At 63.4% G+C, this 19,654-nt stretch carries 18 protein-coding genes; 15 read left to right on the top strand and 3 right to left on the bottom strand.

Translation table 11 applies throughout. From position 1 onward, the window contains the following. The first annotated feature begins 13 nt into the window (after nt 1–13). The 8 genes from V3C40_RS07305 (at nt 14) to eutC (ending at nt 7,829) form a co-directional block, all read left to right on the top strand. Nucleotides 14–637, top strand: coding sequence for a phosphatase PAP2 family protein (locus V3C40_RS07305; RefSeq protein WP_331777033.1), 624 nt, complete (start codon nt 14–16; stop codon nt 635–637). Next, nucleotides 634–1,749, top strand: coding sequence for a sterol desaturase family protein (locus V3C40_RS07300; RefSeq protein WP_331777032.1), 1,116 nt, complete (start codon nt 634–636; stop codon nt 1,747–1,749). Before V3C40_RS07305 ends, V3C40_RS07300 begins: the two co-directional genes overlap by 4 nt. Continuing rightward, complete coding sequence (locus V3C40_RS07295; protein WP_331777031.1) at nt 1,746–2,864, top strand: fatty acid desaturase family protein; 1,119 nt, start codon at nt 1,746–1,748, stop codon at nt 2,862–2,864. The genes V3C40_RS07300 and V3C40_RS07295 overlap by 4 nt, the downstream gene beginning before the upstream one ends. A 67-nt stretch (nt 2,865–2,931) precedes the next feature. Next, on the top strand, nt 2,932–3,486 hold the full coding sequence (locus V3C40_RS07290) for a GbsR/MarR family transcriptional regulator (protein WP_034746943.1): 555 nt from the start codon (nt 2,932–2,934) through the stop codon (nt 3,484–3,486). Then, nucleotides 3,483–4,124, top strand: coding sequence for a DUF4166 domain-containing protein (locus V3C40_RS07285; protein WP_331777030.1), 642 nt, complete (start codon nt 3,483–3,485; stop codon nt 4,122–4,124). Before V3C40_RS07290 ends, V3C40_RS07285 begins: the two co-directional genes overlap by 4 nt. Further along, complete coding sequence (locus V3C40_RS07280; protein WP_331777029.1) at nt 4,121–5,584, top strand: TIGR01777 family oxidoreductase; 1,464 nt, start codon at nt 4,121–4,123, stop codon at nt 5,582–5,584. The genes V3C40_RS07285 and V3C40_RS07280 overlap by 4 nt, the downstream gene beginning before the upstream one ends. Nucleotides 5,585–5,658: 74 nt before the next feature. Continuing rightward, a complete protein-coding gene (locus V3C40_RS07275) occupies nt 5,659–7,047 on the top strand; it encodes an ethanolamine ammonia-lyase subunit EutB (RefSeq protein ID WP_331777028.1) in 1,389 nt (462 codons plus the stop codon). 8 nt (nt 7,048–7,055) lie between these two features. Continuing rightward, on the top strand, nt 7,056–7,829 hold the full coding sequence (eutC, locus tag V3C40_RS07270; RefSeq protein ID WP_331777027.1) for an ethanolamine ammonia-lyase subunit EutC: 774 nt from the start codon (nt 7,056–7,058) through the stop codon (nt 7,827–7,829). Here eutC and tsaD read toward each other — a convergent pair whose 3' ends face one another. Then, entirely contained in the window at nt 7,830–8,870 is a 1,041-nt protein-coding gene (gene tsaD, locus V3C40_RS07265; protein WP_331777026.1) for a tRNA (adenosine(37)-N6)-threonylcarbamoyltransferase complex transferase subunit TsaD, read from the bottom strand. Between the two features lie 210 nt (nt 8,871–9,080). Here tsaD and V3C40_RS07260 point away from each other — a divergent pair, with 210 nt between their 5' ends. Beyond that, nucleotides 9,081–9,488 carry a nitrite reductase (NAD(P)H) small subunit gene (locus tag V3C40_RS07260; protein WP_072455133.1) on the top strand — a complete coding sequence of 136 codons (408 nt, stop codon included), beginning with the start codon at nt 9,081–9,083 and terminating at the stop codon, nt 9,486–9,488. 131 nt (nt 9,489–9,619) lie between these two features. Here V3C40_RS07260 and V3C40_RS07255 read toward each other — a convergent pair whose 3' ends face one another. Next, on the bottom strand, nt 9,620–10,681 hold the full coding sequence (locus tag V3C40_RS07255; protein WP_290603517.1) for a 3-deoxy-7-phosphoheptulonate synthase: 1,062 nt from the start codon (nt 10,679–10,681) through the stop codon (nt 9,620–9,622). Nucleotides 10,682–10,823: 142 nt separating this feature from the next. Then, nucleotides 10,824–11,501, bottom strand: a complete 678-nt coding sequence (locus V3C40_RS07250; protein ID WP_319990780.1) for a hypothetical protein — start codon at nt 11,499–11,501, stop codon at nt 10,824–10,826. A gap of 158 nt (nt 11,502–11,659) precedes the next feature. Here V3C40_RS07250 and ybiB point away from each other — a divergent pair, with 158 nt between their 5' ends. From ybiB to rpoD, 6 genes are all read left to right on the top strand, one after another. Continuing rightward, nucleotides 11,660–12,652, top strand: a complete 993-nt coding sequence (ybiB, locus tag V3C40_RS07245; RefSeq protein ID WP_331777025.1) for a DNA-binding protein YbiB — start codon at nt 11,660–11,662, stop codon at nt 12,650–12,652. 56 nt (nt 12,653–12,708) lie between these two features. After that, a complete protein-coding gene (locus tag V3C40_RS07240) occupies nt 12,709–13,923 on the top strand; it encodes an NAD(P)/FAD-dependent oxidoreductase (protein WP_072455135.1) in 1,215 nt (404 codons plus the stop codon). A gap of 183 nt (nt 13,924–14,106) precedes the next feature. Further along, the gene (rpsU, locus tag V3C40_RS07235) at nt 14,107–14,319 is read left to right on the top strand and encodes a 30S ribosomal protein S21 (RefSeq protein WP_008451879.1); all 213 of its coding nucleotides are present in this window, start codon (nt 14,107–14,109) and stop codon (nt 14,317–14,319) included. A gap of 190 nt (nt 14,320–14,509) precedes the next feature. Then, on the top strand, nt 14,510–14,962 hold the full coding sequence (locus V3C40_RS07230; protein WP_034746974.1) for a GatB/YqeY domain-containing protein: 453 nt from the start codon (nt 14,510–14,512) through the stop codon (nt 14,960–14,962). 129 nt (nt 14,963–15,091) lie between these two features. Next, entirely contained in the window at nt 15,092–16,888 is a 1,797-nt protein-coding gene (gene dnaG / locus V3C40_RS07225; RefSeq protein ID WP_034746977.1) for a DNA primase, read from the top strand. 464 nt (nt 16,889–17,352) lie between these two features. Beyond that, the gene (gene rpoD, locus V3C40_RS07220; protein WP_034746980.1) at nt 17,353–19,593 is read left to right on the top strand and encodes an RNA polymerase sigma factor RpoD; all 2,241 of its coding nucleotides are present in this window, start codon (nt 17,353–17,355) and stop codon (nt 19,591–19,593) included. Nucleotides 19,594–19,654 lie beyond the last annotated feature (61 nt).

Here is a 19,654-nt window from a genome sequence, read left to right as displayed (position 1 = left end):
ATCTGTAGACACCATGACGCTGTATTCCCGCCTGCTGCACTTGCTGGCCGGCTGGGGCAGCGTCGGCCTCGTGTATTTTTCCAGCGACTTGCTGCAAGGGCAGGGGGTACTGCTGCCCGAAACGGCCATCGACCGCGCCATTCCCTACAGCGACTCTGCCATCTGGCTGTACCTGTCCTTCTTCATCCTGATCCCGTACGCCTACCTGGCGGCCGATGCGGCCCGCGTGCGCTGGCTGGCGCGCGCCATGGCGCTTTCCGCCGTCCTGTGCGGCGTGGTCTTCCTGCTGTATCCGACCACGCTCGCCTACCCGCCCGTGGGCGAGGGCAATGCGTGGAGCACGCAGGCGCTGCGCATGCTGCAGGCGGCGGATTCCACGCAAAACTGCCTGCCGTCGCTGCACGGCGCCCTGACCCTGCTGTGCGTATGGGCCCTGTGCGACAAACGCCACCTGGTTCGTTCCGCGCTGGCCGTGGTGCTGGGCGTGGCTATCTGCTACGCCATCATCGCGCTGCGCCGGCACGTGAGCATCGACCTGGCCGCCGGCCTGTTTGTTGGCATCGCTGGCGGCATGCTGGCGAAAATGCAGGTATCCTTGGCTGCCCGCCGCGCCGTTTCCATCAAAACCGCACCATGATGAATCCATTTGCCCTGTCGTTCCTGATCATGCTGGCCTTCGTGCTGGCCGAACTGCTGATACTCAAATGGGTACGCAAGACGCCCGTGCCGTGGAAGGACGTGATCTTCAATCTCAATTCCGGCCACATCCTGATGTGGGTGTTCCGCGGCGTGGAAGTGGCGGCCTTCGCCCTGCTGCTGCGCCATGCGAACCTGCACGTTGTCGACCAGTGGCCCGTGGCGGCGCAATGGATCTTCGCGTTTTTTGCCTGGGACTTGTGCTTTTACTGGATGCACCGGCTGCACCATAAAATCCCCTTGCTGTGGGCCGTGCACGTGGTGCATCACCAGGGCGAGCATTTCAACCTGTCGCTGGGCGTGCGCAATTCCTGGTATTCGTCGCTGACGAATTTCCCCTTCATCGCCATCCTGGCTGTGCTGGGCGTGCCGCTGGAAATCTTCCTTGTCGTCTCGTCGCTGCATTACACGGTGCAGTTCTACAACCACAATGCGCTGGTGAACAAGTCCGGCATCCTCGATCGTTTCATGGTCACGCCCTCGCACCACCGCGTGCATCACGGCACCGATAAACGCTATATCAACCGCAATTTCGGCGGCACCCTGCTGCTGTGGGACAGGCTGTTCGGCAGCTTCCAGCCCGAACTCGAGGGCGTGGAAATGCGCTATGGCGTGAAGGGCATGACACCCACGCACAACCCGCTGCTGGCCAGCAACGGGAAATTGTTCAAATGGCTGCGCGCGCATTTCCCCCACTGGCAGTCGCGCGGCACTTTCCACGTGCCCGAGCTGTTCATCGGCATCGGCGGCGTGATCCTGTTCGGCCTCGTGATCTATTACGTCAACCACGAAGCGGTGCTGGCCGGTGCGCAGCAGGCCATTCTGTTCGCGCTGATCTTTGGCGGCACCCTGGCGCTGGGCGGTCTGTCGGATGCGCGCCGCTGGGGCGCCATCGCCTGGGTCGCCATCGCGCTGGCCATGCCGGCCCTCTACCTGGGCTGGTATGGCGCGCGCGACGTGTGGGGCATGGTCTTCCTGGCCGCGCTGCTGGCGCATGGCCTCGATGGCGCGCGCCGCCTGTGGTGGCCGGCGGCAGCGGGGACGCGCGCGTGACGCAGCCTGTGCCTTCGCTGCCGCCGCTGCGCTTCCAGCCCGCCCGCGATTCCGCCTTCCGCCGCGAATTGCGCGCCCGCGCCGACGCTTACCTGGCGGATGAAGGAACGCACCGCTTCGGCGACGCGCGCCTGCATGCGAAAACCGTGTTCCTGGCCGCGCTGACGGTGGGCCTGTATGCGCTGGCGCTGAATGCTGGCAGCACCTGGCCGTTTGTCGCCAGCTATGTCGCTTGCCTGGTCGCGGCCATGGCGCTGGCCATGAATACCCTGCACGATGCGGCCCATAGCGCCATCTTCCGCCGGGGATTCCTGAACCGCGTGCTGATACGCCTGGTGGGCTTGCCCGTGGGCGTGGACACGGATTTCTGGACCATCCGCCACGTGCACTTCCATCACACGTATGCGAACGTGGAAGGCTATGACCTCGACACGGAGCCGAACCCCTTCCTGCGCCAGACGCCGTACCAAAGCTGGTCGCCCCAGTACCGCTATCAATACCTGTACTGGCCCGTGGTGGCGGCTCTGTCGCTGCCGTACCTGAACTGGTATGGCGACTGGCTGGACCGCTTCGGCAAGACACCCGTGGCCGCGCATAGCCGCTTGCAGGGCTGGCGCGGCTGGCTGTCGTTCTTCGGCTGGAAGCTGGGCCACGTGGCGCTGGTGCTGGCGCTGCCCATGTGGGTGCTGCAGCAGCATGGAATAGGTTGGGGCGTGGTGCTGGGCGCGTATTTCCTGGGCCAGATGATCGCCTCGTGCGCGCTGGTGGCGCTGATCCTCGGCACCCACTGGGCCGAAGTGGAATTCTTCCAGCCGGGCGCGGACGGCACCTTGCCGCACGACTGGTACCAGCACACGTTTTATACGGCCTGCGACTGGACGCCGAAACCGCGTGCGCTGCGCTGGCTCGGCTATTGGCTGGGCGGCCTGAACCTGCACCTCACGCATCACCTGTTCCCCACCTGGAATCACCGCCACTACCCGGCGCTGGCGCGCATCCTGGCCGAACTGGCGCCGCGCCACGGCCTCGTCTACCGCGAACTCGGTTACGGCCAGCTGCAAGAGTCGCAGCAGCAATTCCTGCGCGCCATGGGCCAGCCGCCCGCCCGCACCTGACGAATCGTGCTTGACTCGGTTTCCGTTCTGTCTTACATTTCTGTAACGACAGAAATTAGAGAAAATCATGGAACTGAGTCCGACCACGCAGAAGTACATTTTGCACTGGGGTGAAATGGGCACGCGCTGGGGCGTCAACCGCACGGTGGCGCAAATCCACGCGCTGCTGTTCCTGGCGAATGAACCGCTGACGGCGGAAGACATCGCGGCCAGCCTGAACGTGGCCCGCTCCAACGTCAGCAACAGCCTGAAGGAATTGCAAAGCTGGGGCCTGGCGCGCAGTACGCACGTGATGGGGGACCGGCGCGACCATTTCGTCGCCCTGCAGGATGTGTGGGAAATCTTCCGCGTCATCATGGAGGAGCGCAAGCGGCGCGAGATCGACCCCACCCTGACGGTGCTGCGCGAATGCGCGATCGAGGGCGAGCACGATGCGGCCATTCCACCGGCCACGCTCGAGCGCATGGGCGAAGTGCTGGCGTTTCTGGAAATGCTCAGCAGCACCTACAGCGATTACAAGAATTTGCCGCCGGCGACCTTGCAGCGTATGCTGTCCATGGGCGGCAAGGTGGCCAAGTTCCTCAGTCCGGAAGACAAACCTGGCAAGCGCGCAAAATCATGAACGGCCCTTCGGAAGGAGAACTGTTCAAGAAGGTGATGGGCGCGCAATGGCTCACGCTGCACCCCGATATCCGCCGCCGCTTCGAGAAAAATCCCGCGCCGGGCCAGCCCCTGTATTACCGGGGTGAACTCAGTGAACTCACCAGCTCGCGCCTGGGAAAATTCCTCGGCTGGCTGACGCGCCCTTTCATCGATGGCGCCCTGATTCCGCATGACGATCACGACTTCCCCGTCGATATCGAAGTCTATTCACGCCCCGGCTGCCCGTTCATTTTCAAGCAGCGCACCTACCGCCTGCATGGCCGCGCGCCGATCCGCTTCACCTCCTACATGGCCGAAAGCGCGAAGGGCGAAGTGCTCGAATACGTGGGCATGGGCCTGGGCATGAAGCTGGTGTTGCACGTGGAAGACGGCAATCTGCACTTCACCAGCGACGGCTATTTTTGGGATCTTTTCGGCTGGCGCATGCCGCTGCCCGGCGTGCTCACGCCCGGCAAGACCTTTCTGTGCCACCGCAATGAAACGCCGCAGCAGTTCAACATCCGCATCGAAATTCGCCACGCGCTGTTCGGCACCACGTTCACGCAGGCGGGCGTGTTCCGCGAATCGGCCGCACCGGAAATGAAGGAGACACCATGAATACGCATCTGCTGGCCCTGCAACTGATGGCGGCGCAAGGCTGCCTGGGCGCCTTCGACACCATCTACCACCATGAAATTACGGAGGCGCTGCCGCAAAAGGCGTCGGCGCGCCTCGAATTGACGATCCACGCGACGCGCGCCCTGATCTACAGCCTGCTGTTCGTGGGCCTGGCGGCCTGGGAGTGGCATGGCGCCTGGGCCTGGGTGCTGGTGATCGTGTTTGGCGTGGAAATCGTATTGACCTTGTGGGACTTCGTCGTCGAAGACCGGACGCGCCTCTTGCCCGCCACGGAGCGGGTCACGCACACGGTGCTGGCGATTAACGCGGGCGCCTTCATCGCCCTGCTGGCTCTGAACAGCAGCGAATGGGCGAGCTTGCCGACGGCCCTCGTGTGGCAACCGTATGGCTGGCTCAGCGTCTTCCTCGCCCTGTGCGGTGTGGGCGTGGGCTTGTCCGGCCTGCGCGACGCGTATGCCGTGTGGCAGCTGGGACGACGCAAGGTCCAAGAGACGGCAGAGCAAGAGGAGCACCTGCGCTTTGCCAGCACGCCGCAATCCGTGCTGGTGACGGGCGCCACGGGTTTCATCGGCCAGCAGCTGGTTGCCGCCTTGCTGGCCGACGGCCATGCCGTGACGGTGCTGACGCGCCAGCCGAAGCAGGCCGCGTGGACCTTTGATGGCCAGGTGCGCTGTATCCAGTCGTTCGACGAATTGGCGGACGCGCAGCGCATCGACATGGTCGTCAATCTGGCCGGCGCGCGCATCGTCGGGCGGCGCTGGACGGAGGCGCGCAAGACCGCCTTGCGCCGCAGCCGCGTCGCGCTGACGCAGGCACTGGTGGCGTGGATCGCCCGCGCGCAGCACAAGCCACGGGTGCTGCTGTCGGCGTCGGCCATCGGCTACTACGGTGTACAGCCGCAGGGCGACGACACGGAATTGACGGAGGAGAGCGCGCCGCAAGCCATCTTCATGTCGCAGCTGTGCCAGGAGTGGGAAGCGGCCGCGCGCCAGGCGGAGAAATTTGGCGTGCAGGTGGGCTGCATGCGCTTTGGCCTCGTCTTTGGCCACCAGGGTTCGCTGCCGCAAATGCTGCTGCCGGTCCGCTTCGGCGTGGGCGGCCCGCTGGGCAGCGGCAAGCAATGGGTCACGTGGGTGCACGTGCGCGACGTGATCCGCGGTATTGCCCATCTGGCGCGCCGCAGCGAAGAGCAGGCAGTCAGTGGCGCGTATAACTTCTGCGCGCCGGAAGCCATAGCGCAGCGCCGCTTCGCCCAAGTGGCGGGCGCCGTGCTGCACCGCCCCAGCTTCATGCCCACGCCGGCCTTCGTCATGCAAGCCTTGCTGGGCGAGCAGGCCGACTTGCTGGTGGAAGGCCAAAGGGTCGCGCCGCGCCGCTTGCTGGCCGACGGCTTTGTCTTCCGTTATCCGCAGCTGGAAGGGGCGCTGCGCAGCCTGTAGCCGCCGTTCTGAGCGTAGAATGAGGCATGCTCCGGGGTCAGACCCGCCGGGTCTGACCCCATCAGGAGACGCCCATGTCCTCATTCAGCCATACGATAGACAGCCATACCTATGCGTTCGCCAGCCTGAAGGAGCTGCTGGCCAAGGCCACGCCGCTGCGTTCGGGCGACGTGCTGACCGGCGTGGCGGCTGCCAGCGCGCGGGAACGGGTGGCCGCGCAGCTGGCGCTGGCGGACGTGCCGCTGCCGCTATTCCTCAGCGAGGCGCTGGTGCCGTACGAGGAGGACGAGGTCACGCGCCTGATCATCGACTCGCACGCGCGCGCCGCCTTTGCGCCGATTGCGCACCTGTGCGTGGGCGATTTCCGCGACTGGCTGCTGGACGATGCAACGGATACGCAAACGCTGACGCGTGTCGCCGCCGGCATCACACCGGAAATGGCGGCCGCCGTCTCAAAAATCATGCGCTTGCAGGACCTGGTGCTGGTGGCCCGCAAGTGCCGGGTCGTCACGGCCTTTCGCAATACCCTGGGCCTGGAAAACCGTTTGTCCACGCGGCTGCAGCCGAACCACCCGACGGACGACGCCACAGGCATTGCCGCCTCCGTCGTCGATGGCCTGCTGCTGGGCAGCGGCGACGCCGTGATCGGCATCAATCCGGCCACCGACAATGTGGCACAGGTGGTCTCGCTGCTGCACCTGCTCGACGCCGTCATCGACCAGTACCGGATTCCCACGCAGTCATGCGTGCTCACGCACATCACCAATACCATCGAGGCGATACGCCGCGGCGCGCCCGTCGACCTCGTGTTCCAGTCGGTGGCGGGTACGCAGGCGGCCAACCGCAGCTTCGGCATCGACCTGGCGCTGCTGGCCGAGGGGCGGGCGGCGGCCCTGTCGCTGGGGCGCGGCACGGTGGGCAACAACGTCATGTATTTCGAAACGGGGCAGGGCAGCGCGCTGTCGGCCGGCGCCCACCACGGCATGGACCAGCAGACGTGCGAGGCACGCGCGTATGCGGTGGCGCGCGCGTATCAGCCGCTGCTGGTCAATTCCGTCGTCGGCTTCATCGGCCCCGAATATCTGTACGACGGCAAGCAGATCATGCGCGCGGGGCTGGAAGACCATTTCTGCGCCAAGCTGCTTGGTCTGCCCATGGGCTGCGACGTGTGCTACACCAACCATGCGGAAGCGGACCAGGACGACATGGATGCCTTGCTGACCATGCTGGGCGTGGCCGGCTGCAACTTCATCATGGGCGTGCCGGGGGCGGACGACATCATGCTCGGCTACCAGAGCACCTCGTTCCACGACGCCCTGTATGCGCGCCGAGTGCTGGGCTTGCGCCCTGCGCCGGAATTCGAAGCCTGGCTGGCGCGCATGCGGATCACTGATGTGCAGGGCCGCTTGAGCGAAGCGCTGGCGCCGGCTTTCCAGGCGGCCCTGCTGCGCCTGGACGACTAGGAGGGCGCATGGACGAAACCAACCCTTGGCAGGCCCTGCGCGCGCATACGGCGGCGCGCATCGCGCTCGGGCGCCGTGGCGTCAGCGTGCCGACCAAGGCGCAGTTGGCGTTCCAGCTGGCCCACGCGCAGGCGCGCGACGCCGTGCACCTGGCGCTCGATGGCGACGCCCTGGCGCGCGACTTGGCCGCGCAGGGGCAAGACTGCGTGCAACTGCACAGCGCGGCCGCCACGCGCGCCGACTATCTGCAACGGCCTGACCTGGGGCGCCGGCTCGACGATGCTTCACGGGCGCGGCTGGCCACCGCTGCTACGGGAGTTGACCTGGCGCTGGTGGCGGCCGATGGCCTGTCGGCGCTGGCCGTGCAGCGCCACGCGGCACCGTTCCTGGCCGCCCTGCGCGAACGGCTGGCGCTGGAGGCGTGGACGCTGTCGCCGCTGCACATCGTTGCGCAGGGAAGGGTAGCTGTCGGCGACGAGGTGGGGGAATTATTGCAGGCGCGCGCCGTGCTGGTGCTGATCGGCGAGCGGCCGGGCTTGAGTTCCCCAGACAGCCTGGGCCTGTACCTGACGTGGGCACCTGCAGTGGGCTTGCTGGACGAGCGCCGCAACTGCATTTCGAACGTGCGCCCCGAAGGGCTGGCGTATGCGCAGGCGGCGTACCGGCTGCATTATTTGCTGTCGCAGGCGTTCAGCCGGCAGCTATCGGGCGTGGGATTGAAGGATGAAACGGTGGAAGAGGGCGCGGCCCTGGCGGGCGCGCGCAACTTCCTGCTGAAGTGATCAGACTTCGCGGATCTCGTCCAGCGGCCAGCGCGGGCGCACGTTGAACGAGTAATCGTGCTTGGCGGCGTCGGGATTGATTTGCAGGCGCATGGCGCCCGCAAAAGCGATCATGGCGCCGTTGTCGGTACAGAATTCCAGCTCCGGGTAATACACTTTGAAGCGCTTCTTGGCGGCGGCCGCGTTGAGCGAGGCGCGCAACTGCGCGTTGGCGCCCACGCCGCCGGCGATCACCAGGCGTTTCAAGCCCGTGTGCTTGAGGGCAGCCACGCATTTGGCTGTCAGCACGTCGACGATGGCGTCGACGAAGCCGCGCGCGATATTTGCCTTGTCCTGCTCGCAGATATTCGCGATGACTTTTTCTTCATGGTTTTTCACCACCGTCAGCACGGCCGTCTTCAGGCCGGAAAAGCTGAAATTGAAATCCTTCGAATGCAGCATCGGGCGTGGCAGTTTATACGCGAGCGGGTCGCCGAATTCGGCCAGGCGCGAAATGGCGGGGCCGCCAGGGTAACCGAGTCCCAGCAGCTTGGCCGACTTGTCGAACGCTTCGCCGGCCGCATCATCCAGCGTTTCGCCCAGCATCGTGTACTGGCCCACGCCATCGACGCGCATCAGCTGCGTATGGCCGCCCGACACCAGCAGGGCAATGAAGGGGAATTCCGGCGGCTCGGACGCCAGCAAGGGCGACAGCAGATGGCCTTCCAGGTGGTGGATGCCCAGCACCGGCTTGTTGATGGCCAGGCCCAGGCTGCAGGCAACGGAGGACCCGACCAGCAGCGCGCCGGCCAGGCCCGGGCCTTGCGTGTAGGCGATGGCGTCGATCTCTGGCAGGGTGATGCCGGCCCTGGTCAGGGTTTCTTCGAGCAGCGGGATGGCGCGGCGGATATGGTCGCGCGACGCCAGTTCCGGCACCACGCCGCCATATTGCTCGTGCATGGCGACTTGCGAATAGAGGGCGTGCGACAGCAGGCCGCGTTGCGTGTCGTACAAGGCCAGGCCGGTTTCGTCACAGGAGGATTCGACGCCAAGAACAATCATGAAGGTGCTAAATAGGGAGGAGTAATCCGCCATTGTAAAGGAAAGCCGGGCAGTCCACCGTGCGGCCGGTGCACCATTTCAGCGGCAGTGTGCACTTGCGCAGTGCGGCGCGGTGCTATTTTTTCCTGGATTTTGGCCATTCCCCGCCTGCGCCGGCACTGGCACCGCTCTTGCTTATGCAAGCGTGTACCTTTCTCGAGGGAGCTAGTGATGCCGGAACAATGGAAAATGATTTGCCGCCTGAAGGACATGCCGCTGGCGGGTGCGCGCATGGTGCAGCGGGGCCTGGCGTGGCAGGATTTGCCGGGCGTGGCGCTGTTTCGCGCGGCTGACGATACGGTGTACGCGCTGCTCGACACGGTGCCCTGCCTGGGCGGCCCGCTCGCGCATGGGGTGCTGATGGAGAAAAACCTGATGGGGCCGAAGAACAGCTGGATCATCGAGCTCGATTCGGGCCGTCTGGTGGCGCCCGTGCAGGGCATGGCGCGCATGTACGCCGTGCGCATCCTGGACGGACGCATCTACCTGGACTTGAAGGAGCTCAATGTCCCGGCCAGCAAGGCCGAGCAGGCGCTGGCCGGCTCGTTTGCGCTGCTGCCGCATGTGCAGATGGCGTGATATGCCTCGTGGTGGTGTCGGCTTACGCGCTGTGCGCTAAGCCGACCTACGCATTGAAGCGGCCGGCCGGGTAGGTCGGATTAGCGCGCAAGCGCGTAATCCGACAATACTGTTGGCAGTAACTACGATAGTTACGCAGGGCGGTTCAGCAGGTGCGCATGCGCATCGCGCAGCATGGTCGCCGTCGTGTCCCAGTCGATGCAGCCGTCGGTGACGGAGCAGCCGTAGGTCAGTTGCGACAGGTCTTGCGGGATCTTCTGGTTGCCGCCGACGATGTTCGATTCGATCATCACGCCCACCAGCGAGCGGTTGCCCTGGCGGATCTGGTTGATCACGTCGCCCATCACCAGCGGTTGCAGCTCCGGCTTTTTGTAGCTGTTCGCATGCGAGCAATCGACCACCAGGTTGGCCGGCAGCTTGGCCTTGGCCAGCGCCTGTTCGGCGATGGCGATCGACACCGAATCGTAGTTCGGACGGCCGTCGCCGCCGCGCAGCACCACGTGGCCATACGCGTTGCCGCGCGTGCGCACGATGGCGACGTTGCCTTCGCCGTTAATGCCCAGGAAGGAGTGCGGGTGCGCCGACGACAAAATCGCGTTGACGGCGATGCTGATGTCGCCATCGGTGCCGTTCTTGAAGCCGACCGGTGTCGACAGGCCCGACGACATTTCGCGGTGCGTCTGCGATTCCGTCGTGCGCGCGCCGATGGCGGTCCAGGCGATCAGGTCGCCCAGGTATTGCGGCGAGATCGGGTCCAGCGCTTCGGTGGCGGTGGGCAGGCCCAGTTCGCACACGTCGAGCAGGAACTGGCGCGCCTTTTCCATGCCTTCGTTGACCTTGAACGAATCGTCCATGTACGGGTCGTTGATATAGCCTTTCCAGCCCGTGGTGGTACGCGGTTTTTCGAAATACACGCGCATCACCAGCAGCATCGTGTCCTTGACTTCCTCTTGCAGCGCTTTCAGGCGGCGCGCGTAATCGAGGCCGGCGACGGGGTCGTGGATCGAGCATGGGCCGACGACGACGAACAGGCGCTGGTCCTTGCGGTCGATGATGTTGCGCAGCGCTTCGCGGCCGCGGCTGACGGTGTCGAAGGCGCTCTCCGACAGGGGCAGCTTGGCGTGCAGTTCGGCCGGTGTCGGCATGGGCGCGAAAGAGGTGACGTTGATATTTTCGATGTCTGGCGTATTCATGATTCTGGTTCGGCTTTCGCGATTGCGTTCTTTAAGAGGCAATAGTGTAGCGGAAATGCGGCCTGGCGGCGGGGATGGGGCCAAAACGGCAATGCTTCAGTTGTTTTTATGGCAGGGCCGGCACGCTGCCGGCCCTGTGCGTTCAATGGCCGCCGGCCAGGCTGGCGCCAACGCTGTAGCGGGCGATGCGCTGGTAGTTGCCGGCCAGCTCGGGCGGCCGGGGCAGGCCGGGATGGCGCTTCACATGCTCGAGGATGGCGCTTTCGTGCTGGCGTATCTGCGCGTCGAGGCAGGCGATCTGCTGGCGCAGCAAGGCGTGCAGCGCATGCTGGCCAGCCTGCAGATGCACATTCAGGCGCGCCGATTCCTGCTGGCGCACGCCTTCGATGGCGTGCAGGCGGCGCAGCCACAGGCGCAATTCCACGTAGGCGGGCGAGGGCGGCGTCCAGCGCGCGGGGCGCCTGTGCGCGCAGTAGTTGGCCAGCACCACGGCGCTGTGCGCCGCGTCATCGGGCAAGCCCTGGCCGCGCAGATAGTCGTCCAGTTGCGCGGGCTGGGCATCGCAAACCACCATGCCCATGTCGGCCAGCATGCGGGCGGGCGCCTCGCTGTATGGCATATCGAGGCGCATGCAGACGCGCAAGCCGATGACGGGCACGTCGTTCCTTTGCAGCCAGCTGCGTAGCCAGCGGTAGCCGGCCACGTCGTTTTCCAGTACCTTGCACAGCACTTCGTTACCCGAGAGCAGCACGGCTTTCAGCAGCAGCTTGCTCGTTTCGATGCCGACGAAGGCCGTTTCCCGTTTGATCGCGTGTTCCATGATGAGTCCCCCTGTGCAGTCTTATACGCAGCGGTGGCGCGTTTGGATGCAGCCGCGATGCGGATTCATTCAAAAAAGAGCTTGAAAGACTGTTGCATAGTCGCCTAAGCCGCCTGCCTGCCCGTCTGCAAGGGGAAAAATCCGTGTAAGCTGGCGCCATGACGACTGTTTCCATACCCCATACCGATGTGGCCGGTGAGCCATTCCCCGCAGCACGTTTCATCAAGGAAATAGGACGCGGCAAGAACGGCGCGCGCAGCATGACGCGCGACGACGCCTGCGCCCTGTACCGCGCCATGCTCGAGGGCCGCGTGTCGGACCTGGAACTGGGCGGCATTTTATTGTCGATGCGCATCAAGGGCGAGTCCGTGGACGAGATCGCCGGCTTTCTCGACGCTGCCGAAGCCTCATTTGCCCCGCTGGCCGCACCGGCCGGTGAATTTGCCCCGATCATCATTCCCAGCTACAACGGCGCGCGCAAGATGGCCAACCTGACGGCCTTGCTGGCGCTGCTGCTGGCGCGCGCGGGCGCACCCGTGCTCGTGCATGGCGTGACCAGCGACCCGGGCCGCATCACGACGGCCGAAGTGCTGGCCGCGCTGGGCGTGCCCGCTTCCACGGACCATGCGCAAGCCGAGGCCGCCATGGCGCGCGGGGAGGCCGCCTTCCTGCCCATCGAGGCCCTGGCGCCGCGCCTGGCCTGGATGCTGTCGCTGCGGCGCGTGCTGGGCGTACGCAATTCCACGCATACCCTGGTGAAAATCATGCAGCCATTCGCCGGTCCCGCCCTACGGCTGGTGTCGTACACGCATCCGGAATACCTGGAAATGCTTGGCGAATATTTCCTCACCGCCTCTGATCCCGCGCGCGGCGACGCTTTCCTCATGCGTGGCACGGAGGGCGAGACGGTGGCCAACGCCAACAAGGCGCAGCAAATCGACTGGTTCCATGGCGTGGAACGTACGGTGCTGGTGGAAAAGCAGTTGCTGGTGGAAGAGTTGCCGCATTTGCCGGCCGAGCGCGATGCGGCCACCACGGCGGCCTGGATCGCGGCCGTGCTGCGCGGCGAGGTGCCCGTGCCGCCGTCGATCGCCGAGCAGGTGGCGCAATGCTTGACGGCATCGCGGCAGATTGCGGCACGGCCGCGCTAGCCGCGTCGCCGCAGTTTACAATGGCGTCTTTGTAATCAGCGGTGACCGGAATTCTTATGGCAAAACAATTTGATGTGGCAGTGATCGGCGCGGGCGCGGCCGGCATGATGTGTGCGGCGGTGGCCGCCCAGCAGGGCAAGCGCGTGGTATTGATCGATCACGCGGCCAAGCTGGCCGAAAAGATCCGCATCTCCGGTGGTGGACGGTGCAATTTCACCAATATCAACGCCACCCCGCAGAACTTCCTCTCGGAAAACCCGCATTTCTGCAAGAGCGCGCTGTCGCGCTACACGCCGCAGGATTTCCTCGCGCTGGTGAAAAAATACCGGATCGGCTACCACGAGAAGCACAAGGGCCAGCTGTTTTGCAATGAATCGGCCGAGCAGATCATCGACATGCTCAAGGACGAGTGCGCCGCTGGCGGCGTGCATTGGCGCATGCCGTGCAAGATCGACAATGTTGCTCAGCAAGCGGATGGCGGTTTCGTGCTGCAGACCGATAGCGGCGACATCGAGACGGCCAGCATCGTCATCGCCACGGGCGGCCTGTCGATTCCGAAGATCGGTGCCACGGATTTTGCCTACCGCATCGCCAAGCAATTCGACTTGACGATGGTCGAACCGCGTCCGGCCCTGGTGCCGCTGACGTTCGATGCAGCCAGCTGGGCGCCGTTCGCGGAATTGTCCGGTATCGCCCTGGAAGTGGACGTGGAAACGGGCAGCCTGAAAGGCCGCAAGGCGACGGGCGCGCGTTTCCGCGAAGACTTGCTGTTCACGCACCGTGGCCTGTCGGGCCCGGCAATTCTGCAGATTTCCAGCTACTGGCTGCCGGGCGAGCCCATCGTCATCAACTTGCTGCCGGAAGTGGACGTGGCGCAGACCTTGATCGAAGGCAAGGGCACCCTGAAGAAGCAGCTGGGCAATATCGTTGCCCAATGGCTGCCGCAGCGCCTGGCCGACTGTTTGCTGGCCGTCAACGGCCTGGCGGCGGATGCACGCATCGCCGACATGCCCGATGCGCAGCTGCGCAAGCTGGGGCTGGCCATCAATGCCTGGTCCATCGTGCCGAACGGTTCCGAAGGCTACCGCAAGGCCGAAGTGACGCGCGGCGGCATCGATACGCGCGAACTGTCGCAGCAGACCATGATGGCCAATAAAGTGCCGGGCCTGTATTTCATCGGCGAATCGGTTGACGTGACGGGCTGGCTGGGCGGCTACAACTTCCAGTGGGCCTGGGCTTCGGGCGTGGCGGCAGGTATTGCCTTGCAGTAAGCAAGTCTGTAGGATGGGGTTCTGGCGCCCCGTGCGCCCGCCCCGGTGCGTGGTTTACGCCACATTCCGGCAGCGACAGCAGGCTGCATGCCGCACGCAAGTGGGGGAGGGGCTTCCCTTTCCGAATAAAAGCTGCTACTATCTATCTCTTCCTATACACCACCTCAACGGTTTGAATTTTACATGACCACTATTCGCCTTAAAGAAAACGAGCCGTTCGAAGTCGCAATGCGTCGCTTCAAACGCACCATCGAAAAAACGGGTCTGCTGACCGAATTGCGCGCTCGCGAATTCTACGAAAAGCCAACAGCTGAGCGCAAGCGCAAGCTGGCAGCTGCTGTCAAGCGTCATTACAAACGCATCCGCAGCCAACAACTGCCGAAAAAATTATTCTAAGACTGTTCAGTCAGAACCAACCCGGGTAGTTCGGCGCATTGTTCGCCACGGGTTTTGTTTTGATTCGCCTGGAGTGATACTTCAGATGAGTCGCATACCCGCTCCGGTTCGCCGCAGCGGGTTTTCGCTTTTGTGGCCCGCTGATGGTAGCCGCGCACGAGCACCCACCTACTGACCAACGAGGATTGCCATGAGCTTGAAAGAACAAATTACCGAAGACATGAAAAACGCCATGCGTGCCAAGGAAGCGGGCAAGCTGGGCACGATTCGCCTGTTGCTGGCGGAAATCAAGCGCAAGGAAGTCGACGAGCGCATCGAACTGACGGATGCCCACGTGACGGCCATCGTGGAAAAGATGATCAAGCAGCGCAAGGATTCGATCACCCAGTTCGAAGCCGGTGGCCGCGCCGACCTGGCCGACATCGAAAAAGCCGAACTGGTACACCTGACGGGTTACATGCCTGCCGGCCTGTCGGACGAAGAAGTGGCGGCCGAAGTGGCTGCCGCCGTGGCCGCCTCGGGCGCCGCCGGTCCGCAAGACATGGGCAAGGTCATGGCCATCGTCAAGCCGAAGCTGGCTGGCCGCGCCGACATGACGGTGGTGTCCGCCCTGGTCAAGAAAGCCTTGACGCCGGCAGCGTAAGCAACAATAGTAGCAAGGGCTGCCAGCCGTCGCGCTGGCAGCCTGTTAACAGCCCACACGTTGACCTGGCTCAACCTCAGGCCACGTGCGGTAGTATAGTCTGACCTATAACAAGACCCGCCCTAGCCAGTGATACCTCAATCCTTCATTTCCGATTTGCTCAACCGCGTCGATATCGTCGATGTCGTGGGGCGCTATGTGCAACTGAAAAAAGGTGGCGCCAATTTCATGGGCTTGTGCCCGTTCCACAGTGAAAAGTCGCCCAGCTTTACCGTCAGCCCCACCAAGCAGTTCTATCATTGCTTCGGCTGTGGCGCGCATGGCACCTCGATCGGCTTCCTGATCGAGTACTCGGGCATGGGCTTTGTCGACGCCGTCAAGGACCTGGCGCAGAACGTGGGCATGGTCGTGCCGGAAGCGGACGATAAAATCCCGCCGGCCCAGCGCGCGCAGATCCAGGCGCAAAGCCTGGCCCTGTCCGACGCCATGACGCAGGCGTGCGATTATTACCGCGGGCAATTGCGCCACGCGCCCGAAGCCATCGCCTACCTGAAGAACCGGGGCTTGACGGGCGAAGTGGCCGCTCGCTTCGGCATGGGTTTTGCGCCCGGCGGCTGGGACAATCTGCGCTCCGTCTTCCCCGAATACGACGTGGTAGCCCTGGCCGAAGCCGGCCTCGTGATCGACAAGGTCGATGAAGAGGGCAATAACCGCAAGCGCTATGACCGTTTCCGCGAACGTATCATGTTCCCGATCCGCAATACCAAGGGGCAAGTGATCGCCTTTGGCGGCCGCGTGCTCGACCATGGCGAACCGAAATACCTGAACTCGCCGGAAACCCCCTTGTTTTCCAAGGGTTTCGAACTATATGGTCTGTTCGAGGCGCGCCAGGCTATCCGCGACGCCGGCTACGTGCTGGTGACGGAAGGCTATATGGACGTGGTGGCGCTGGCGCAGATGGGTTTCCCGCAAGCAGTGGCGACCCTGGGCACGGCGTGCACGCCCACCCACGTGCAAAAACTGCTGCGCCAGACCGATAACGTGATTTTCAGCTTCGATGGCGACAAGGCCGGCCGCCGTGCCGCCCGCCGCGCGCTGGAAGCAAGCCTGGCCCACGTGTCGGACAATAAAACGATCAAATTCCTGTTCCTGCCCTCGGAACACGATCCGGACAGTTATATCCGCGAATTCGGCGCCGAAGGGTTTGAGCAGCAAGTGCATGAAGCCATGCCGCTGTCGCAATTTTTACTGAAAGAAGTGTCGGGCGAGCATGACCTGTCGGAACCGGAAGGGCGCGCCCGCGTGCAGTTCGATGCCAAGCCGCTGCTGCAGCTGATGGCGCCGTCGTCCTTGCGCCTGCAGATCGTGCGCGGCCTGGCACAGCTGACGCAGTCCACGCCGGCCGAGATCGAAGCCCTGTTCGAGCTGGCCAAGCCCGTTGCCGTGGCGCACCGGGCGCCGCCGAAATCGGGCCGCCCCGTGCCTGTCGGGCTGGAATTGAAGATCATGCGCATGCTGGTGGCGCATCCGCCGCTGACGATGCGTATCGACGAGGCCGCCCTGGCCGCCTTCCAGCACCTGGGGCCGGACGCGGCGCACAGCCTGGGGCAGCTGGTGGCCGTGGGCCAGGCCTTGGGCGAGCACGGCAGTTTTGCCGCGCTGGCGCAGCAGTTGAAGGAACTGGGCAGCGAGTACGACGAGATCATCGGCGAGATCGCGGCCGGTACGGAATCCGATTACGACAGCGAATTGTCGTGGCTGGTGAGCACCATCCGCGAGATCAAATTGAATGCCTTGAAGGCGGAATTGCAGCAATTGTTTGCCTCGGGTTTGCCATCGGAGAAAATTGGTGTACGCTACCGCGAAATCATGCAGGAGCAGGGGGCGCTGGAACGCGAGCGCGATGCCGAGTTGGTGAATCGCTAACCTTGCTCTGAGGGTATGGCGCGCACTGGAAAAACATTTTTCGCGTGCTATAATTAAATGCTAAGTATTGTGTGCTTTGGCAAGCTAGTTCTGTTTCGTAAATAGTATTTGTTTTCAGTAAGTTAGGCTCTTGATCGGCGCGGTGGATCGTGTCGGCAGCCAGGGCCAACAGGCGCTTTCGGCGTTGCGGGCAAGGCTCGCAGACGCTGGCAAGCCGCGCCAGGCTCTCGCTCCCAACGCGGTCGATGCAGGAATTTTTGCCGAGGCGGCTGGCAACAGCCGGTGGACAGGAATTGCTGCGCTTCCCGCGGATCGTGGCCGATGAGGTGTAAGTAACGTAACAGTGTCGAATTTGCGTAGTCGGCAGGTTCGAAGATGGTGGTTCCCGCAGGTAGACAGGGAACTGGCAGCAAACTTTATCCTAATCCACCGTAAAGCAAGTCGTTGTGTAATCGAAAGCGCCTGTGCCAATCAAGAAACCCGAATCCAAAGCGGCTGCAAAGCCCACTAAAGTTACCACGAAAGCCGAAAAGGCGCTCGACCGGCCCGAAGCGCGCGTCACTAGCGCGCCTGTGGTCAGCCAGACCACCGACGCAGCCACTCTGGCCGCGATCGATACGTCCGGTTATGTCTTGCCGTCGGTAAAAGTGCCAGGCCGCCGCGGCCGCAAGCCTAAAGAATTCCAGCCAGAAAATGATGAAGTCGCCGCCCTGAATGCCGTTGAGCGGGCCGAACTGAAGGCCGTCGACAAGGCCAAGGCCAAGGACCGCAAGGCGAAAGAGCGCGCGCTGCTGAAGGACGCGTTCTCGTCCGATACGGAAGCGAGCGAGGAAGAACTCGAGCGCCGGCGCCAGAAACTCAAGACCCTGATCAAGTTCGGCAAGGAACGCGGTTTCCTGACCTACGCGGAAATCAACGACCACCTGCCCGAAAACATCGTCGATCCGGAAGCCATCGAAGGCATCATCGGTACCTTCAATGACATGGGCATCGCCGTCTACGAGCACGCGCCCGATGCGGAAACGTTGTTGTTGTCCGATAACGTTGCCGTCGTCACCAGCGACGACGAGGCGGAAGCGGCAGCCGAGGCCGCACTGTCGACCGTCGACTCCGACTTCGGCCGCACCACCGACCCCGTGCGCATGTACATGCGCGAAATGGGCTCGGTCGAGCTGCTGACGCGCGAAGGCGAGATCGAGATTGCCAAGCGCATCGAAGATGGCTTGAAAGACATGATCCAGGCCATTTCCGCCTGCCCCGTGACGATCGCCGAGATCATCGCTGCCGCCGACCGCATCGCCAACGAAGAGATCAAGATCGACGAAATCGTCGACGGCCTCGTCGATGAAAACGAACCGGTCGCCGCCGCCCCTGTCGTGGCCGCTCCCGTCGAAGAAGACGAGGAAGAAGGCGAAGCGGAAGAAGAGGAAGAAGAAGAGGAAGAAGAAGCGAGCGCTTCGGGCGCCGCCGGTTTCTCGGCCGAACAGCTGGAAACCCTGAAACGCACGGCGCTGGAAAAATTCGCCATCATTTCGCAGCAGTTCGACAAGATGCGCCGCGCCTTCGAAAAAGAAGGCTACAACTCGAAACCGTACGCCAAGGCGCAGGAAGCCATTTCGCAAGAGTTGCTGGGCATCCGCTTCACGGCCAAGGTCGTGGAAAAGTTGTGCGACACCCTGCGCGGCCAGGTCGACGAAGTGCGCCATATCGAGAAACAGATCCTCGACGTGGCCGTGAACCGCTGCGGCATGCCGCGCGCCCACTTCATCAAGGTTTTCCCGGGCAATGAAACCAACCTCGACTGGGTCGATGGCGAAGTCAACGCAGGACACGCGTACAGCGCCATCCTGGGCCGCAACATTCCGACCGTCAAGGAACTGCAGCAACGCCTTATCGACCTGCAGGCGAGGGTCGTCTTGCCGCTGCCGGACTTGCGCAACATCAACCGCCAGATGGCGGCCGGTGAAATGAAGGCGCGCAAGGCCAAGCGCGAAATGACGGAGGCTAACTTGCGCCTGGTCATTTCGATCGCCAAGAAATACACGAACCGCGGCCTGCAATTCCTCGACCTGATCCAGGAAGGCAATATCGGCCTGATGAAGGCCGTCGACAAGTTCGAGTACCGCCGCGGCTACAAGTTCTCGACGTATGCGACCTGGTGGATCCGCCAGGCCATCACGCGCTCGATCGCCGACCAGGCGCGCACGATCCGTATTCCCGTGCACATGATCGAGACGATCAACAAGATGAACCGCATCTCCCGCCAGATCCTGCAAGAAACGGGCGCGGAACCCGATCCGGCCACCTTGGCGATCAAGATGGAAATGCCCGAGGACAAGATCCGCAAGATCATGAAAATCGCCAAGGAACCGATCTCGATGGAAACGCCGATCGGCGACGACGACGATTCCCACCTGGGCGACTTCATCGAGGACAACAACACCCTGGCGCCGGCCGACGCGGCCCTGCATGCGTCCATGCGGGGCGTCGTCAAGGACGTGCTCGATTCTCTGACACCACGCGAAGCGAAAGTGCTGCGCATGCGTTTCGGCATCGAGATGTCCACCGACCACACGCTGGAAGAAGTGGGCAAGCAATTTGACGTGACGCGCGAGCGCATCCGCCAGATCGAAGCCAAGGCGCTGCGCAAGCTGCGCCACCCATCGCGCTCCGACAAGCTGAAAAGCTTCTTGGAAGGCAACTAGAAGCCAATAGGGCTTGACGTACGCCCCTGATACCCCTATCCTCGCGTGTCCGTTTCCAAAA

The sequence above is a fragment of the Janthinobacterium sp. LS2A genome (assembly GCF_036543145.1).
In the GTDB taxonomy this organism is placed as follows: domain Bacteria; phylum Pseudomonadota; class Gammaproteobacteria; order Burkholderiales; family Burkholderiaceae_D; genus Janthinobacterium; species Janthinobacterium aestuarii.
Note: the sequence above shows the minus strand (reverse complement) of the source record. Positions and strands in the feature narration are given on the sequence as shown.

Excerpts from the sequence above, each read along its gene's own strand:
- V3C40_RS07305 (WP_331777033.1), top strand. The coding sequence starts at position 14 with ATGACGCTGTATTCCCGCCTGCTGCACTTGCTGGCCGGCTGGGGCAGC.
- V3C40_RS07300 (WP_331777032.1), top strand. The coding sequence starts at position 634 with ATGATGAATCCATTTGCCCTGTCGTTCCTGATCATGCTGGCCTTCGTG.
- V3C40_RS07290 (WP_034746943.1), top strand. The coding sequence starts at position 2,932 with ATGGAACTGAGTCCGACCACGCAGAAGTACATTTTGCACTGGGGTGAA.
- V3C40_RS07285 (WP_331777030.1), top strand. The coding sequence starts at position 3,483 with ATGAACGGCCCTTCGGAAGGAGAACTGTTCAAGAAGGTGATGGGCGCG.
- V3C40_RS07280 (WP_331777029.1), top strand. The coding sequence starts at position 4,121 with ATGAATACGCATCTGCTGGCCCTGCAACTGATGGCGGCGCAAGGCTGC.
- V3C40_RS07275 (WP_331777028.1), top strand. The coding sequence starts at position 5,659 with ATGTCCTCATTCAGCCATACGATAGACAGCCATACCTATGCGTTCGCC.
- eutC (WP_331777027.1), top strand. The coding sequence starts at position 7,056 with ATGGACGAAACCAACCCTTGGCAGGCCCTGCGCGCGCATACGGCGGCG.
- tsaD (WP_331777026.1), bottom strand. The coding sequence starts at position 8,870 with ATGATTGTTCTTGGCGTCGAATCCTCCTGTGACGAAACCGGCCTGGCC.
- V3C40_RS07260 (WP_072455133.1), top strand. The coding sequence starts at position 9,081 with ATGCCGGAACAATGGAAAATGATTTGCCGCCTGAAGGACATGCCGCTG.
- V3C40_RS07255 (WP_290603517.1), bottom strand. The coding sequence starts at position 10,681 with ATGAATACGCCAGACATCGAAAATATCAACGTCACCTCTTTCGCGCCC.
- V3C40_RS07250 (WP_319990780.1), bottom strand. The coding sequence starts at position 11,501 with ATGGAACACGCGATCAAACGGGAAACGGCCTTCGTCGGCATCGAAACG.
- ybiB (WP_331777025.1), top strand. The coding sequence starts at position 11,660 with ATGACGACTGTTTCCATACCCCATACCGATGTGGCCGGTGAGCCATTC.
- V3C40_RS07240 (WP_072455135.1), top strand. The coding sequence starts at position 12,709 with ATGGCAAAACAATTTGATGTGGCAGTGATCGGCGCGGGCGCGGCCGGC.
- rpsU (WP_008451879.1), top strand. The coding sequence starts at position 14,107 with ATGACCACTATTCGCCTTAAAGAAAACGAGCCGTTCGAAGTCGCAATG.
- V3C40_RS07230 (WP_034746974.1), top strand. The coding sequence starts at position 14,510 with ATGAGCTTGAAAGAACAAATTACCGAAGACATGAAAAACGCCATGCGT.